Source organism: Mesorhizobium sp. M7A.F.Ca.AU.001.01.1.1 (assembly GCF_004022735.1).
GTDB lineage: Bacteria > Pseudomonadota > Alphaproteobacteria > Rhizobiales > Rhizobiaceae > Mesorhizobium > Mesorhizobium ciceri.
The window spans coordinates 1-16,270 of record NZ_RZPF01000035.1 but is presented as its reverse complement, the minus strand read 5'-3'; the positions used below and the strand labels follow the sequence as shown (position 1 = coordinate 16,270).

Below are 16,270 nucleotides of genomic sequence, written 5' to 3'. Positions count from 1 at the left end.
GGCCAATCCTGGCCGAAAGCGTCTGGTCTGAACTTCCGCCAATGAGCGTGTTCAGCAGGCGAGAAAAGGCAGAACCGACATTGCTGAGATAGTTGGCCATGCCGCCCTCCCCCGAGGTAGTCGGCGGGCCCGAAGGCCCGCCTTGCGCATTAGATCGCGTCTGCCGTGCCCAGCTTGTAGGTGGCTTGCGTCGAAGGCTGGTTGTGATCGCCGTACAGGACCAGGACCGCCGACCATTCGCATGTGTCGGTCGCGCCGCGAGAAAGGTTCGGCGTGATCTGCGTCCGGACGAACTGGCGGGCGCCGGCGAGGTCGATGTCGACTTCGTAGGTGCCGGTTTCGACCGAACCGCCGGAGTCACCGGTGGCGACGACAGCGGCCGCGAAAGCCGTGGCGAAGTCAGCCACGCCAGTGCCGGCGAGCGCGGTGGCGTCCTGGAAGTTGCCGGCGAAGGTCAGGGTCTCGCCGGTTTCGAGCGTCGCGGTGAAGGCGATCACCAGCTTGGCGGACTGTGCCATGCCAATGCCTTCAAGTTCGCGATCGATCCAGGCGCAGTCGACTTCGGTGGCGTCACCGGAGCCGGCTGCCACGGCTGTCTTGTTGATTGCAGCAAAGGCAGTGCGGCTGTAAGCGCCGCCGTCGAGCATATTTGCACGCATGTTGGAATCTCCTTCTCGTGCGTTTTCGTCTCCGCCGAATTATTCCGACGGAGTTACAGCAGCGGCGCGCCGCTGAATTTCAGCGCCAATGACCTCGACGGCGGCGGCAAGCGTCTTCACGTCTTCGCCACCGGGGAGGGTTTTGGCCAACTTGACCTTCTGGAGGTGGTGCATGCTCTCCCAATCGTCCGGGATGGGCGCTGCGGTCACCTCTTTGATTTCGGCCGGCTGCTTCGGCTCAACGGAGTCGGCTACCTCGAAGGTCTCGATGCCTTCCGGCACGTTGACCAACTCGGCAGCCTTCTCCCTGAGCATCTTGCGAGCCGTATCCGGCGTCACACCAAAGATGCGGCCGGTCTTGGTGGAATGGACCGGCACGAGGCCGGTCTTTTTGACTACTTTCACGAAGATCTCCTGATCAGTGAGTCAAAGAGGCGCTTACGCGCCCCAGCGAACGCCCGGGATGACCGACACGGCTTCGAGGTAGCGCATGTCGAAATCCGCCTCCGCCGACGCCTTGATGTAGGTCAGGTCGTTCTGGAAGGCCGACACGGCAACGCCGTTGGTGACCACGGTCGCTTCGGTCGAGACCGAGAACGAGATGCCCATGCCCTCGCCGAAGAGGACGTGACCGAAGGCGATCAGCCAGATCTGCGTCTCGTCGGTGCCGGCGCCGCCATTGACCGGATTCTGGGTGGTGACCAGGACCGGCTTGTTGCGCCAGATCGGGCTCGCAAGCTGGAGTTCCGGGTAGTAGCGGTTGCCGTTGCCGTCGCGCATGTTCTGCAGGTGGATGAACGTGCGCGGGGACATGACCCACTTGGCGCCCAGCATCGGCAGGTTGGCATTCATCATGCCGAGCTCCGCCGAGGAAGCGTCCGCCTCGATCTGCGCGACCGTCGGCGCGGTGCCGGTGGCCGTCAGGGTGACGGTGGTGACGCCTGCAACGGTGGTGATGCCCTGCGGGGTGTAGGCCGTGCCCTCGCCGATGTAACCGGCGCGGTCGATCTCGACGCCCATGACGTTGGCCATGTCCATCTCGACCCAGGAGCGCACATCCGGCAGCGAATAGCGGATGAGCTGGTTGGTGATCGGCACGAGGGCGTCGACGTACTTCGCCACCATGTTGATCTCTTTGAAGGTCGGCTGGCTCTTGGCGATGGCCTGGCCTTCACCACGCCATCCGGCGGTGGCGCTCGAACCCGCCTTCGGCATCTTGTAGCTGCCGTTGATCAGCGGCACGCGACGCGGGCCACCCTGCAGGAACGTGGTCGTCGGGCGAAGAACGTCGATGATCTCGCTCGACATGGCTTCCGGAAGCAGAACGCCGCCAGCGGCCGCCGAACCCGAATTCAGGGCGCGGGTCTTCTGGGCGGAGTCGAACTCGCGGGCCACATGGCCGTAGCCGGCCGCCTCGAGGTGACGGAAGACAGCCTTGGGGCCGCCGGCCTTCTCTTCGATCCAGGCGCGAGCCATGGCGGCGATCATGAGCCCGGTCTTTTCGACCGTGGTCAGCTTGACCGCGACTTCAGCGGGAGTGCGCTCGACGGAGCCGGCCGGATCGTTTGCCGGAAGAGCGGCGCGGGCGCGGGCTTCATCAGCCTTCGTCAGCGCATCGATCTTCTTCTCGATCTCTTCGAGTTCGGTGTTCTTGGTCTCGAGGCCGGTGAAATCCTCGGCGGACATGTCAGTCTTGTCCGTGAGGGCCTTGATTTCGCCGACCAGTTCTTTCAGCCGGGCTTTCAGGATTGCGAGCATGGTTGTCTCCTTTTGCTCATGAAAAAAGCCGCCCTTGCGGAGCGGCTTGTTGATCCGGCGGTTGCCCGGCCCGGAATTCTGGAATGTGGTGTTAGGCCTCGATCAGACCCTTGGAGGCGAAGCGGGCGAGGATGGCTGCGGTTGCCGCCTTGGCGGCCTCTACTTCTTCCTCGCATGGCGGCGCTGGCGGTTCTGCCGGCTCGTCGTCGGGGTCGTCCTTCTCGACGTCCTTGGTCCCGAAGAACTTCGCCATCGTGGCGCCGACGGACTCGAGAAGGCGCTGGAGAGCAGTCAATTTTTCGGTTGCCTCGGCCGTGTCCAGTTCGATGGAGATCGAGCCGACTGACGTTGGCTTCTTCTCCGACTCCGGCTCTTCCTTCGCCTTGGTCACGCGATCGCAGATGGACTGCGAAACCTCGTCGATCTGCCGGATGGTGAGATCCAGCGGCAGGACCAGTTCGCCGACCGATTCACCCTCACGCTCGATCACGAGTTTCACTTCGTCAGCATTGCGGAGCACGACGATGTCGGCTTCCTTGATCTGTGCGGCGAAGGCGTCGAGGACTTCGTCCGTGAGAAGGTCCATACCCTTCTTCTCGTCGGTGACGTCGGCCACCGGCAGTGGATCAAGGCCGAGAGCATCACGAGCTTCATCGACGGTAGCTGTTCCGTCTGCGATTGCCTTCTCAGCAAGCAGGAACCGGTCCGCCTTGATGCCGCGGAACATGCCGCTCCAGGCGTCTGTCAGAAATTCCACAGCGAGAGCGTGAACGCCCTTGTTCACACCTTCATCGACGATCCAACTGTCGATGACCTCCCCGGTCGCTTTCGCCAGGCTGTCGGAGAATGGAGCGCCTTTGTTTTCGGCATGATCGGGATCGATCGTCACCTTCGCACCGACGAACTTGACTGCCTCGTCTTGGGTTGTCGCCTCAAGCGTCATGTCGGCGACGGGAACGAAGGTCTTGGCCGTCGGCGCAAACGCCTTGTCGATGACGAAGATCGAGCGGTTGCCATTGAGATCGAAGTGCTTGGCGCGATACTCATCCATCGGGATGAGCAAGCCTTCCGGGGTCTTGGCCCAGTTGTCGAGAACGTCCTCAAGCAGTTCACGAGCGAGGTTCATGTCGCGGCCGGCTGCTTTAATCAGACTCTGCGGGCTCGCGGGAATCGCCACAATCGACGCCTCGAGTAAAATTGACTTGTTGAACTGGATACCGCCTGTCCATCGCTCCTCGTCATCGAGGATCATTTCGTAGTTGTCCCAATCCGGCATGAACCCGATGGAGCAAGCCCGGATACCTCCGTTTGCAATCATCCACTCGGTTTCGTCGATCTCCTTGACCGGACCGCCCGCAGGAAGAAGGACGATGTCTCCTTCAATTCGGGGCGGGCGCCCCTTTAGAACCTTCTCGAGATTGCCCCAACTGCCAACAGGCCATGTGCGCGAATTGTGGAAAAGAAGGGCGACCGGGTTGCGCTCAAACTCAGTTGTGTCGATACCGGCAGTAACAATGATGTCACCATAGCGGTCCACCGCCTGGGCATTCATGACAAACCGCGCCGATCGCGATTCCTTATTCCACGACGCCGGCGCCTTCGCGGCCTTCATAATCGGAGCGACATCTGATCCAATGTCTTTGCGCTTCGCGATGATTTCGTCGATGCTGATTTTCTTAGGCATGCGCCCAACTCCTTTTCCTTGTTCGCGGACGCGCGCAGAACATCAATCTCGCGTCGCAACTCGGCGATCAGTTCGTCTTTTTCGGTATGAGTGAGCCAGCGGCCCAGTTTCGTCATTTTGTGGCGAAGGCGACCGACCTCGGATTTCTCGACAGAGGTCTTTACGTCGTGGCAGATCCGACAAAGCGGCTGCAAATTTGGATAGTTTGTCTTCCCGCCTTTGTAGACTGGAATGGTATGGTCGATGTGCCACTCGGAGTGGCCACCATTGAAGTCGAGACTTCGGTCGCAATGCGAGCATTTCCCGTCGGTCTTGGCAAAAATCAAAAGCCGTGTGATCGGCTGATTTACGCCCCTCGATCCAAGATTTATCTCTGGATCATCAAACCATTTGAGTCTGCCGTTCGCCCTGTAGTGTCCGCCAACGTATTGGGAGCAAAGATTGTGATGGAACTCGCAGATTGGCCTCCATGAAAGCCTCATGGTGCCGTTAAAATCGGTCCTGAAATATTGCCCCTCTACGCCTCTGGTCGTCTTTCTCTGAATTCTTGTCCGAAATGTCTCAGAGCATCCAGGCCAACTGCATTTTGTCTCCATGTAATCGAACGCCTCTTTGCATTGGATGCTGCAAAGCGAATCTCGATTTAGGCCGACGGCCTGACTGGTTGGTTTCGAGAATGACAAGTTGCAATTTTTGCATGTCCGCGAGAACGTCTTGTGCTTACTCTGACATCCCCTGGAGCAATATACATTCGCCCCTGACGCTTCGATCTTCTCCGCTTGATAGCGCTTGCGGTATGTATCGCCACCGCACCCTACGCAGACAAGCCACGATCCCCCGGCGGCCCCGCGTTTGCACTCTTGGCCGCAGAACTTGTGGTTGCCTTTTTTGATCTGCGACCGATATCGGACAAATGATTTGTCGCAATGCTGACAATTTAACTGAATGGTCTTGCTGTCGCCCATGCGAGCGAATAATTCTTGGATAGCCACTCGATCCTCACATGATCGTTTCGGTTAGGACCGTCGCGGCGCTTCCAACGCTGCGGCGGTCCGTCTGTATGTAGGAATCTGGTGGCCCTCCAACAATTCCAATTGTGAGGATCTAAGCGTCTTTCTTCTTCTTTGCGTCGGTTGCTGGTTGATCGGCCGCCGGAGCGTTCGGATCGACCGTTGACGATGCGGCGACGATGACTTTCCCGTCGCGGTCCACGACATTCATGTTCACCGGGATCAGGCGAACCTGGCCCTGACCGTTCGGCAATGGATTGAAGCCTTGCATCGCCCTGGCTTCATCGACTTCGATAGCGCCGCGCTCGAGCAGCGTCTTGATGCGCTCGGTCTCGCGCTGCGAGTCGCGGAGCGTCATTTCCTCGCGATCGTGTTGGAAGAAGTATTTCAGCCGGTCTTTGCGGCTCAGGAGGATCTTGTCGTACCGATGCTCGAAACGCTCGGCGCGCGGGATGAGTGTGTCGCCCACGTACATCTTCTCGGCAGTATCGAGGTTGTCGTACTTTTGGCCATCCATTTGGAAGACCTTGTACGGCGGGACACGAAGCAACCGGCACGTCTGGCTGATCTGTTCCGAGAACTGCTTGGTCAATTCCATCTCTTGCGGTTTCGACGCGATCGGCTGAAATTCCATGTTGTCTTCAAGGACGACCGGTTCAACACCGGCCTTGTACCTCTTCATCAGGATCTTTAGCTGGGACCGCAGCCGCTGGAACGCGAGTTCGTCGATGGCGCCATCGCCGCTCTTTTTGAAAACACCGCGCACCTGGCCATCTTCACTGAAGAGAGAAGTGCGGAAATCATCGATCGCGCTTCCCGTCTCCAATACGTCCTTGCCGGCGATGAGCGTCGAATAACCATCCTGTCCATCGATCATGCGTCCACGGACGTGGATCATGTCCCTCTCATGGAAGGTCATCGACACGGCGCCGAGCAGCGCCTGTTCCTGCATGGTGCCGGCTGTGACGTCGTAGAAGATGTCCCGACCCTCGACCAGCGTCCTGACGCGACCGGTCTGGAATGGGATCAGTTCCAGCGGATCGTTGAAGTTGTTGCGCAGCACACCAGCATATGAGTTCGAGGTGTAGCACTCCCAGAGCACCATCATTTCGATGAACTCTGGCCATGTGTGGCGGCGGTTCGGCTCAAGGGCGAGGAACGCAGCCATCTCATGCTTTTCTGGCAGCACAACGCGAGATGTGCCGTTTGGAAGCCTCTCCCGCAGCCGTAGCGTGGACTTAGAGATGTCCTGGGCGATGACGTCGCAGCACAGCAAGAATGCGGCCTGCTTCAGCGCATTCTGCACACTGGCGCTGGCGATGTTCTCGCCCAACCACGACGTAAATTCCGCCATGGTCATTTCTGTGCCATGGTCCTTCGCGATCAGGTCCATTTGGCGGGACTCGGTTGCGACGACGGCCGTCTCTTCGACATCAGACATTGCCGTCACCTACCATCTGGTCGAATCCAATCATGCCTCGCGTCAGATACGGGTCAGTCGAAGTGCCGGCTACCTCGCCAGCGGGCTTCGCCTCATCCGGCTGCATCCGGCAGCCATTCGCGAAGCAAAGGGCGACGAAGCCATCGATCTTGCGAGGTGAATTCTCTTTTTCTTTTCTCGGAATGATCGAGCCGTTAGCTTTGCGCTCGCCATGAACGTTTTGCGCGTTCCAGGCGAGAACCGGGTTCCCGTCATGCCAGATAGTCTGTGCTGCAATGCGACCAAGGATGTCGTCGGTCGGCGCCGTCATTGTCTTCGCGGAGTTCGGATAGACGACCACCGGTCGGTTGCCATCCCAGAGGTACTTCACCGTGTTGTGCGCCTGCGCCGGGTCACAGGCGATCACCTGGACGTCGAACACGTCGCAGAAAGCTTCAATGTCGGCGCGCACTAGGTCGTGGTCGGCGAGCGGGCCTGGCGTCAGGACAAGGTGGCCTTGCGTTTCCCATGTCGCCAGATGGTCGACCAGATCAGGATTCCGCGCTGTAGGCGATTCCGCCGGCAGAAAGAACTTGGCGAATGCCACCAGCTGCCCGGCCGGCAGTTCGAACAGCAGCGTGATCGCGCACATGTCGAGCACTTGCGCCAGATCGACGCCGATCCAGCACTTCATGCCGAAGAAGTCAGAAAGCGAGACCGGCCGCTTGCACTGGCCCCAGGCCGAAGCCTCGATCAGCGTCATCCCGGCACCGGTCCAGATATTGAAGCGGGTACGCGCTACTTCACCCCGCTTATCTGGACGAAGCCGGAGAGCCTCGTTCACTGCAGCCCTGATGACCACCGGGTCAAGTGCCACCCTGTACATCGGGTTGGCCCGTTCGATCAGGCTTTCGTCTGTCAGCAATCGATCCCAGTCGATCGCGTTGGTTTCCGGGTTGGTGTAGTCCTCGCGATCCAGCGTGTAGATCGCGGCGAAGAACGTGAAATCCTGAACCTTGCCTTCAAGGATCATCTGAGCCTGGGTTAGGAGGTCAAATGCCGGGCCCTCCGAATAGTGACCCGCGGTGGTGATCATGCGACGCAGCGCGTTCGGCCGCGCACCAAAGGCGGAATCGACAACCTTGTAAACTAGCGCCGCGCCGGCGTGACCTTCTTCAAAGAGCGCCAAGGACGGATTGAGACCGTCGATCCGATCGCCGTGCTGGGTCAGCTTGAAGATGCGGCCGCCGTTGGAGGTGATCTCCTCCTGCGTCACGCGGATCTTGAACTGCTCCTTCAACTCGTCGTCGTTGTTGAGCATTTTGACGATGTCGCCATACAGCGTGTCGTCAGCCTGTTTCGAAGAAAACGCGGCGATCGGGATTTCCGGCGCCATGCCTCCGGAGCAGCAGAGATCGAATAGTGCAGCACGGGTGGCCCGAATCGACTTCCCATTTTTTCTCGAAATTAGTTCGAGTGCTGTCTTGACGAGCCGGGTGCCATTGTTGCGCATCCGAAAACCGTGGATCGCGGATTCGATCCATATCTCAAACGGCTCGAGGATGATGCGAGGATCTGGGTCTCCGGCCTCATCGAATTGGTTCAATTGCCAGTTGCCGGCTTCGAAGTGCCTCAGCCTCTCGCTAAAACGGCAGAAGTCGACCAGATGGATAGGCGAGTAGCAAAAATCGTTCTTCGGGTTCTCCGCCATCTCGAGCATGTCGAGATAGCGTTGCGCCGCGAAAACAAGCAGGCGATTGGTAGGAAGCCGTCCCGACGCGACTACCTCGGCATACAGCCTGGCGATCGCCGGATAATCAGGAACGAGCTCAATCTCGTTGGTTTCAGAGTTTACCAGTTCCAGCGGCGCGATGTGGCCGCAGTGTGATCGGTGAAGTCCTGCTATTGGAGAACCCCGACCCGGCGAACCTGTTTTTTTGGTTGGGGTTCGCGATCGCTGGCGCATCTTCTGCAATCCTGAGCCTCACGCTGATCGCATCCATGCGCTTGATAAGATCCATCGAGACCGCTTTGCCCGCCGTCAGCCTTTCATGCATCTGTTGGTGCATCACGGCCATGCGCTCGCAGTCGCCGCAGGTGACCTTGGTCAGCTTATTGGTGGCGAAGAGGAGCGCAGTGATCTCGTCGTATTTTGCCTTGCCGACCGCATTCAGCGGAATGGTCGGCTCAGGAATCGAAGTCAGCCAAGGGCCGACAACAACCTTCTCGGCGGCCTTGGCCGCGTAGATCTCATCCGTCCGGTCGTTTCGGAATGTGCCTTTGGCGCGTTTCTCAGCGTCCGTAAGTCTGCCGTTGCCGCCGCTGCCAATACCGCCCATAACCTACCTCCCGGCCGGCTTAGGCGCTCCGTATAGGCGCTCACCAACAGCGCGGAGCATTTCGCGATCAGCCCAGGATAGTTTCGGATCGTCCAAACGGACTATCACAATGTTTTGGTCATGAAATGCATGGCGCTTGATGGCTTCGTAGTCGACCGTGTTGGCGAAATTGAGCGGCGATCGTAGGCCGGACATTACATACTTCTTGAGGATGATGGTTGCAGGTTCATGTCTTCGCTCTTGCCGCTCTTTGTCGTTCCAGACGCTCTGCCCGCCACATGGGGTCGGCCCATTTTGATTTGAGTTTGGCGGATCGATTGACGGCCGCTTGTTTGGCTACGTATTCCGGGTCCAGCCAACGCTCGCGAGTGCGCAAGGATGACGCATCGCGATTGATCGCCGCCCTCATCTTTGCCTTGGTCGCCTCGCTGTGTTTTCTGCCCAATCTAGACGCTGCCATTTTCAAGCGCGTCTCGATGGGGAGTTTTACTCCTAGACGCTGCTCAGACAGAATTTTCCTTGTCGCCTCAGACACAACCTTGCCGCGCATTCGATCTGCGATTGCTTTCCGGCCCTCTTCGGACCGACAATATCTTCTCGTCCCCTCGTGGAGTTTGGCCAAACTCTCCGGCGTGCACTTCGCCGCCCGCTCGCGCATATAAGCCCGATAAGAGTCGGTGTCTTGACCGCGCTTGACAGCAGCGCCGGTCCTTCTTCTCTCGTTGGGATTTTGATACCGCTTGGTGGCGCCATCTGAGAGTTTCTTCTTAATTTCCTCGGACATTTTATGCCCGATAGTGCCGTCGCCGCCGATTGTGCCATTCAGCAGTGGCAATCCAACGAAACGAAGATAGCCAATCCAGAATTGCTCGGCCTCTTGCCATGCGTCGGAGGCAACCCTGTCTAATTCGACAATTTCCGGGAATTCACCGGCAAGCAGCAGGTCACAGAGCCATTTGTGACGAGGGATATAAGTTCGGCCGCGCCTGACGTCGCTGACATGGGCGAGAAGGCGAGATTTCAAGGAATTCTTGGTCTTTCCAACGTAGCGCAGTTGACCATCGCGGGGATCAATCAGGCCATATATGAAGACGGAAATTTGCTGTATGCTGTCGTTAGCCACTCGATCCTCACATGATCGTTTCGGTTAGGGCCGTCACGGTGCTTCCAACACCGTGGCGGCTCGCTTCTATATAGCCCAGTTCGACAATTCTTGCCACCACTCATCTGCGAATGGAGCGTCTTCATGCCCCAACATGAATGGCAGCCCATCGGTAAAATGGCATATGTCTGGTTCGATTTCCGGATCACTGTGACCGGCCAGCCAGTTCCACGAACAATCCAGTTCCCCGATGTCCTTATCTTCCAACCAGCAGAAGGCATGTAATTCACGCCCAGGCAGTGAGTTCACCATCTCCACTGTCAAAGCAGCGTTCGCCGGGTGCGACGCATTGAAAGCGCAAACGCTTGACCAATTTTTTCGAGAATACCTGGTTTGAATTTGACCATCCATCTTGATCCCTTCCGGCGGCTGAAAGTTGTGCTTGACAACCATCACTGCCTTCGACGGGTCGAGAAGTTTGAACAGCCTTTCGACGTTTGAACGGACTAGCATATCGCTGTCCATAAAGATTGCCCATCCGCTACCCGCCAGATGAGGGCACAGGAACCTAGAGATCGCAAATTCGGTACTCATTGGAGCACCGGAGATGTCATCCCAAAGGCGACCATCGCGCACGGTAGTCGGTCGAGTGTATAGGCCGCGAGCGCGAAGATCCGCAAGAACCAGACCTCTCACGGGGACGGGGGTTATAAGATGTTTGTTCAGCGAATACCTTGTCACGGCGAACGCCGCAGCCTCGCGCGGATCGAATCCGATGTAGAAGGCGTGCTTGACGTGCCTCATTGGTCTTTTCTCTTGCCCTTGTGATGCTCAGTGCAGGCTGCCAATGGCGTCTTGGGCCAGGCATGCCCGCGGGCGCCGGTCGGATTGAGATCGCTGACCTTCAGTTCCGGTTCCGTCTCGAGCGCGCGGTCCCAGACGAAGGCGGAATGCCATTCGGTGAGTTTGAACACTGAGTCGTTGAGGTAGAAGTCGGCGAACAGGCGCAGCACGCGCCGCGTACCCGGGCTCATGCGCATGGCGTAGAAGCCGATTTCCGTGTGACGCCCCGGCCGCCTGATGCAGGCTACGTCCGCGCCGTCGAGCAGCGATTCAATCCAGCCGGCCGGAACCGTCGCGGTGGTTTCGGTGTCGGCGTCGAACCAGACGAAGATGTCGCCATCCTCAAGACCTTCGATGCCCGGGATGGGTGCCAGCGCCTGCGGCATCCACTTCACAGCGTCATGGCGCCATGAGTAGCCGTTCTCGTTCGTTTTCGTGCCCGCCGGCGCCCGATGGCCCATGGCGGCCATTTCGCTGCTCCAGCGGTCCAGGAATGCCCGGTAGCCGTTGATCAGTTCCAGCGGCGCTTGCTTGCCACGCGGGAGGCCAATGAAGCGGTCGGTGACCATGACCAGTTCGACATCCGCCGGCCAATAATCCGCGAAAGTCTGCGCGAACGTGCGGCCATAGCGTTCCCATGCCGTGCCCCAGCAAAGGGAGCAGACTCGAACAGTCATCAGCAAATCCTTGTTGGGGAGGCCAGAAACGCAAATGGCGGTCCGAAGACCGCCATATCCTTGCAAAACAGCAACTTGCCACGCCCTGCGCTACCTAACCTTGGTCAGCGCCGCCTAACCATGCCGCGCCGGACCACGCCATACAATGCCCGACGATGCGCAGCCTGATCGGACCGTGAGCAGCCTAAGCTGCCTGTAGAAGACCGCCGCCGTCTTTCACTATTTCCCATCGGGAAACAACGAAACGACCGAAGGGGCCCTTTCGGGCCGGACGAAAGTCGCCGAGCCCGATCTTCTTACCAGCGTCATCCACAACTGCACGGACAAGCGATGGTGAAAACATTGTTTCGTCCACGTCCAAGGTGAACTTTGCCGCCCATACGTCTACGCGCGGTCGATGACACATGATGCGGCCGCCAGTCGACGGGATAACGACCGAACGGCTATCGACTTCCCATTCCGTCAGCGGATCACCATCAAGGTCAGTCAAATTGCAGACAAGGTCATCAACCATGATGCCGGCAGGAATGAGTGATGTCCGCAGCGTGGTTAGTTTCGATTTCCCAGCCTTGTGGAATGTTCCCGCCGCAATGATGCACGCGAAAATGTTCGGGCCGGGGATATAGAGTTTGCCGTCACCATCAGCATACCGCTTCGGCTCCGCCTGCTGCCTTGGTGTCCCGCGGTCGCCCTTGAAATTCACCGATGTACCGCTTGAAACGGCCACTTCGTTATGCTCGGTGAACCTGTTCATCAACAGGGGCGTAATGCCCTGAATGGTCACTTGGATTTTCATTCGGTCCTCTGGTCGCCTTGCCATCCGCCTAAATGGCGAATAACGATTATCGTTTAGGCGAACATATTTCGTCAGTCTAGACTTGTCAAACGATTTTCGTTATGGTTATCGAAAATCACTTGCAAGGAGAAACCATGACAATCACTCCAGAGCAATGCCGGGCCGCTCGCGCTCTCCTCGATATCTCGCAGGCAGATATGGCAGATATGGCATCAATCAGCCTCAGCACGCTCCGCAACTTTGAGGCCGGAAGATCCACTCCAATGGCAAACAATTTGACAGCACTCGAAGAGGCCATAAAGCGCTCCGGTGTCATCCTGCTGGCGAAGAATGATTTAATAGACGGCGGCGCTGGAGTTCGACTCTCTTAACCGTCGACCAATCCGCCGTGCATCCTGATGACGACGTTGCAGACGTAGGGCTGGAAGTAGATCAATGTCCTCGCCATCGAGGCGACTTCGCTTGCCTCGAGGAATCTCTTCTTCGGGTGCTCATCACGCCGGCGAATGAGGTTGTCGACGTCAGTCCTGGATGTCGTCATGCGGCAGTCGCCGATGATCCCCGGGGAGATGCCGACCAGTTGCTGATGCTGCGTCAGACGCTTGGTTTCGATGTAGCTGTGGATCAGCGCCTTCGATGAAGCGTAGTTCTCATCGAATGATCCTCGGTATCCGCTTTCGGACCCAATGATGCAGACCCGGGCGAATTCGTTGCCGGCGAAGATCAGGTCGCAGGCGCGGACGATCGAGGTGTAGTTTACCTCGATGCCTTCCTTGATCTCGGCTTCAGTCTGATCGTCGTACTTCTTCGGACGAAGCAGGCCCTGGCAGAACAGATAGCGCTGCGCGTCGATCGGGAAGTTCGGCTCCATCGGCTTGCCGTGGACGGTGACTTCGGCAGAACGGAGAAGTGTGCGGAACGCTTCGGCTATGGCACTGCGCCAGCCGGTGATGACGATGGTCATGTCACAACCCGATAGAGCCGAAAAGATCGGCCAAAAGATCGGCCAAAGACATCACGCGATCATCCCCTTGATGATCCGCTCGGCCTGTATCACCGCATCGATCTTGCCTGCGCGGACTCTCAGCGCGCGCTCGCCGACGCGAACGACGTCAACCAATCGACTGTCTGACCCTGAAAGCGGCATGGCGCGGATGCTGAGGCGGTAATCCGCCACTTGATAGAGATCGCGCACCGCCGGGTAGAAGCCGGCCATGTCGCTGATCATGAACTGTGCCTGCCGCTCAATGTCCGCGGCGCTCAGACCATCAAGCAGGGCCTTCGCCTCACCCCAGGTCTTGCAGTTCTTCGAAAACGGCGTCCATTTCGCCGAAGAGAGGCTCGACAGACCGAGATCCTCGTTCCACACGTAAAGGCTGGGGAACGGACCGTCTGTAATTGTGACGCACTTGTCGGTAGGCCCATTCAGAAGGACCACAAGGCAGGGTTCGTAACGATCGACCCCGGCGCTGTCATTGGCGCAAAAGGTGCAGTCGATACTTAGATCATAGTCGCGGCTATCGACCTCGCCGACTGTCGTGTTGAACTTGATTGCCCCGTCCAGTTCCTTCGCAAAGAAGGCCTTGGCGTCGTCGACCACGATATGGCGCTCGCCGAGCATCACGCCGCCCTCGACATAGGTCAGGCCGAACTCGGCCGGATCGTAGAGGGTCAGGAACTCGACTTGATCGCGTAGGATCCTCGTGTAGGTGCCGAAGTCGATCAGCGAATGGTCACGCGCGACCGCATAGATGTTCACCGGGATTGACCGTGTGAATTGCCCGTATCGCTCAAGGAACTCGACCTGGTGCTCTTGGCAGGCCTTCTGCGTGGCGGAGGACCGCGGATAGTGCGGAGCTCCAAGATGCAGCCTGGCCGGGATGTTTCCCGATGCGCCGTTGAAGATGCGGCCGCTGCTCTCATGCACCTCGACGTCATGGCCGGCGGCGATCAGCGCCAATCCGATGGAGCAACCGAACCAGCCGGCGCCAAGGACGCGAACCCTCATATGGAGAACCGTTCGACAAAGACGCCGTCGGCGCGCTTCTCGCGCACGGACAGGACGACTTCGATGGGCTTCTCGCGCTTGATCGCCGTCATCCAGCGAGTGGCGTTCCAGCCGAAAGGATGCAGGTCCGGCTTCTTGAAAACCTTCTTCTTCACCGGCGCGATCTTCTCGGCGATGTAGAGCGCCTTGTTCGACAGCGAGTAGAGCCGGTCGAGCACCCACGGCAGATCAAGGACCGGAATCGATCCCAAGACATGCGTGCAGATGACCAAGTCGAACTTGCCAATAGGCTCGGCGGCAAATGGCGGATAGGCCGGGTCAAATTTGGTGACCGGGATGCCCCAATATTCCTCAATCGTCATGCCGACCGGGATGGACCCGGTCGGATCGGCGTTGCGCCAGGCGTATTGCTCGCCCTTGCCGCAGCCGTAGTCGAGAATCGTCTCGCAACCCAGGCGCTCGATGATCTCCTTGATGAAAGGAGCGTGCGGCCGCAGGAACTTGCCGGAATAGGTCTTGTGCTCGGCGTGGTGACGCGTGGCGTCAGCAAGCGCGGCCCGGTACTGCTCGCTCGGTTTCATGATTACCCGTAAATCTGCGGACGGATGATCTGCCACGCCTCGCCGTCTGCGTATTCCGGCAGAGTGAATTGGGCGTATGCAAGATTCGCCAGCCACTGGTTCCGATCACGACGTTTGACCATCAGTGGCGACTCGATGTCAGCCAGCTTGACCGACGAGATCGGCTTCGCCACCGCATCACCAAGTACAACGCATGGAATGCCGGCGAGGACAGCTTCAAAGCAGGCGTTCGAGCCGTGGGTGACGACCGCGTGCGCGCCGTCGAGAACTTGGTCGATGGTCTCGCCTTCCCCGTAGGAGAACCGAGCACCGTCGATCGCAACCGCTTCTTTCCAGCTTGGCTTCGGCCGATAAACGATCGGGCGGTCGCTGAACTGGCGGAGATGTCGGACAAGGCTTTCTGCGTATTCAGTGGGCTCCGGAAGCCCATAGAAAGCGTTGTATTTGGCCGATGATCCAGCGATGACAATGTGGTCACCGATGGTCCGCCATGGCTTGACCTTCAGGCGCAGTCTCTGCAGCCGGTCCGCCGGCCGCGGCGTCTTCATCAGATACCGCGTCGGGTGATGACCGTCGACCGACACGCGCCAGTATTCCCATGTCTTGATCGGGCCGCCGGCGCTGTGCCGCGAATAACCCTTATCCAAAAGGATGGTGTGAATCCCTGCGCGCCAGTTCGCCTGATAGAGTTCCTTGCTCTTCACGCCGACCATGACCGCGACTTCGCAATCTGAAGCGACCTGAACATCGCCATCCAACTGCCTGACAACCGCCTCGTCGCCGTGTTCGATCACGCCGCGCGCGAAGGCATCGGCAAGCAGACCCTCACGGGGTTTAGACGAGCGATAAAAGCAGACCTTCAAGGCAAGAGCCCTTCCGATTTAAGATGCCGCCAGGCGACACCCTCAGTCATTTCCTGCACGTCGAACTGGCACCAAGCGATGTCGTTGACGAGTTGCTCGCGGTCACCGTGGCGCCGCGGCTCTTCGATCTTCGATAGGTCAGACAATGCCAACGGAGACGCGAGCCCTTCCATGCAGAAGGCAGGCACGCCAGCAATCAATCCATCGATCGAAACATTCGAGTGATGCGTGACCACCGCATGGCAGCCCACCAGCATCTTCCTGACGTCGTCGCGAGTCTGTTGGAACATCGATCCCGGGATAGGCGACGCACCAAGCCAACTGGGCTTCGCGCGGTAGATGATCGGGCGATCGGTATGCCTGCGGAGTTCCGCGACCGCCCAGCGCTCCCATTCCTCCGGTGCAAAGCCGTCAACGACGGCGCCCTTGTCGCTTGTTCCGGCAACCAAGATGTGGCTACCTGTCGTCCATTCGCTGAATTTTATCCCGAACTTGGCGGCGCGTGAGCCGTCATGGCTGCGGTTCTGGAA

General features: G+C 58.6%; 18 protein-coding genes. 2 read left to right on the top strand and 16 right to left on the bottom strand.

From position 1 onward, the window contains the following. Positions 1-149: 149 nt before the first annotated feature. The 4 genes from EN884_RS04110 to EN884_RS04095 all read right to left on the bottom strand — a co-directional run bounded on the left by EN884_RS04110 (position 150) and on the right by EN884_RS04095 (position 4,101). Positions 150-659 (bottom strand): hypothetical protein, encoded by a 510-nt coding sequence (locus EN884_RS04110; protein ID WP_063168347.1) that lies wholly within the window; start codon positions 657-659, stop codon positions 150-152. A 39-nt stretch (positions 660-698) separates the two neighbouring features. Beyond that, complete coding sequence (locus tag EN884_RS04105) at positions 699-1,064, bottom strand: hypothetical protein (protein WP_063168348.1); 366 nt, start codon at positions 1,062-1,064, stop codon at positions 699-701. 33 nt (positions 1,065-1,097) lie between these two features. Then, positions 1,098-2,417, bottom strand: a complete 1,320-nt coding sequence (locus tag EN884_RS04100) for a phage major capsid protein (protein ID WP_063168349.1) — start codon at positions 2,415-2,417, stop codon at positions 1,098-1,100. A gap of 91 nt (positions 2,418-2,508) precedes the next feature. Next, entirely contained in the window at positions 2,509-4,101 is a 1,593-nt protein-coding gene (locus EN884_RS04095) for an HK97 family phage prohead protease (protein ID WP_063168350.1), read from the bottom strand. An 86-nt stretch (positions 4,102-4,187) separates the two neighbouring features. Here EN884_RS04095 and EN884_RS39325 point away from each other — a divergent pair, with 86 nt between their 5' ends. After that, on the top strand, positions 4,188-4,574 hold the full coding sequence (locus EN884_RS39325; RefSeq protein ID WP_063168351.1) for a hypothetical protein: 387 nt from the start codon (positions 4,188-4,190) through the stop codon (positions 4,572-4,574). A gap of 631 nt (positions 4,575-5,205) precedes the next feature. Here EN884_RS39325 and EN884_RS04085 read toward each other — a convergent pair. The 7 genes from EN884_RS04085 to EN884_RS04055 form a co-directional block, all read right to left on the bottom strand. After that, complete coding sequence (locus EN884_RS04085) at positions 5,206-6,552, bottom strand: phage portal protein (protein WP_063168352.1); 1,347 nt, start codon at positions 6,550-6,552, stop codon at positions 5,206-5,208. Continuing rightward, positions 6,545-8,242, bottom strand: coding sequence for a terminase TerL endonuclease subunit (locus EN884_RS04080; protein ID WP_275955632.1), 1,698 nt, complete (start codon positions 8,240-8,242; stop codon positions 6,545-6,547). The genes EN884_RS04085 and EN884_RS04080 overlap by 8 nt, the downstream gene beginning before the upstream one ends. Positions 8,243-8,375: 133 nt before the next feature. Continuing rightward, complete coding sequence (locus EN884_RS39320; RefSeq protein ID WP_063168354.1) at positions 8,376-8,870, bottom strand: hypothetical protein; 495 nt, start codon at positions 8,868-8,870, stop codon at positions 8,376-8,378. Positions 8,871-9,096: 226 nt separating this feature from the next. After that, a complete protein-coding gene (locus EN884_RS04070) occupies positions 9,097-9,993 on the bottom strand; it encodes an NUMOD3 domain-containing DNA-binding protein (RefSeq protein WP_063168355.1) in 897 nt (298 codons plus the stop codon). A gap of 66 nt (positions 9,994-10,059) precedes the next feature. After that, on the bottom strand, positions 10,060-10,776 hold the full coding sequence (locus tag EN884_RS04065) for a hypothetical protein (RefSeq protein ID WP_063168356.1): 717 nt from the start codon (positions 10,774-10,776) through the stop codon (positions 10,060-10,062). Next, positions 10,773-11,384, bottom strand: coding sequence for a hypothetical protein (locus EN884_RS04060; protein WP_127224367.1), 612 nt, complete (start codon positions 11,382-11,384; stop codon positions 10,773-10,775). Before EN884_RS04060 ends, EN884_RS04065 begins: the two co-directional genes overlap by 4 nt. Positions 11,385-11,676: 292 nt before the next feature. Then, on the bottom strand, positions 11,677-12,288 hold the full coding sequence (locus tag EN884_RS04055; RefSeq protein WP_063168358.1) for a hypothetical protein: 612 nt from the start codon (positions 12,286-12,288) through the stop codon (positions 11,677-11,679). 134 nt (positions 12,289-12,422) lie between these two features. On the opposite strand from EN884_RS04055, the gene EN884_RS04050 reads away from it, so the two are divergent. Beyond that, on the top strand, positions 12,423-12,659 hold the full coding sequence (locus EN884_RS04050) for a helix-turn-helix transcriptional regulator (protein ID WP_063168359.1): 237 nt from the start codon (positions 12,423-12,425) through the stop codon (positions 12,657-12,659). Here EN884_RS04050 and EN884_RS04045 read toward each other — a convergent pair. The 5 genes from EN884_RS04045 to EN884_RS04025 all read right to left on the bottom strand — a co-directional run. Beyond that, positions 12,656-13,252 (bottom strand): SDR family oxidoreductase, encoded by a 597-nt coding sequence (locus tag EN884_RS04045; RefSeq protein ID WP_063168360.1) that lies wholly within the window; start codon positions 13,250-13,252, stop codon positions 12,656-12,658. The two genes, EN884_RS04050 and EN884_RS04045, sit on opposite strands and share 4 nt — an antisense overlap. A gap of 51 nt (positions 13,253-13,303) precedes the next feature. Beyond that, positions 13,304-14,248, bottom strand: coding sequence for a hypothetical protein (locus EN884_RS04040; protein WP_127224368.1), 945 nt, complete (start codon positions 14,246-14,248; stop codon positions 13,304-13,306). 44 nt (positions 14,249-14,292) lie between these two features. After that, complete coding sequence (locus EN884_RS04035) at positions 14,293-14,877, bottom strand: methyltransferase domain-containing protein (RefSeq protein ID WP_063168362.1); 585 nt, start codon at positions 14,875-14,877, stop codon at positions 14,293-14,295. Positions 14,878-14,879: 2 nt separating this feature from the next. Further along, complete coding sequence (locus EN884_RS04030; protein WP_063168363.1) at positions 14,880-15,740, bottom strand: hypothetical protein; 861 nt, start codon at positions 15,738-15,740, stop codon at positions 14,880-14,882. Next, a partial coding sequence (locus EN884_RS04025) for a hypothetical protein (RefSeq protein ID WP_206617553.1) occupies positions 15,737-16,270 on the bottom strand: 534 nt, incomplete at its 5' end. The genes EN884_RS04030 and EN884_RS04025, both read right to left, overlap by 4 nt.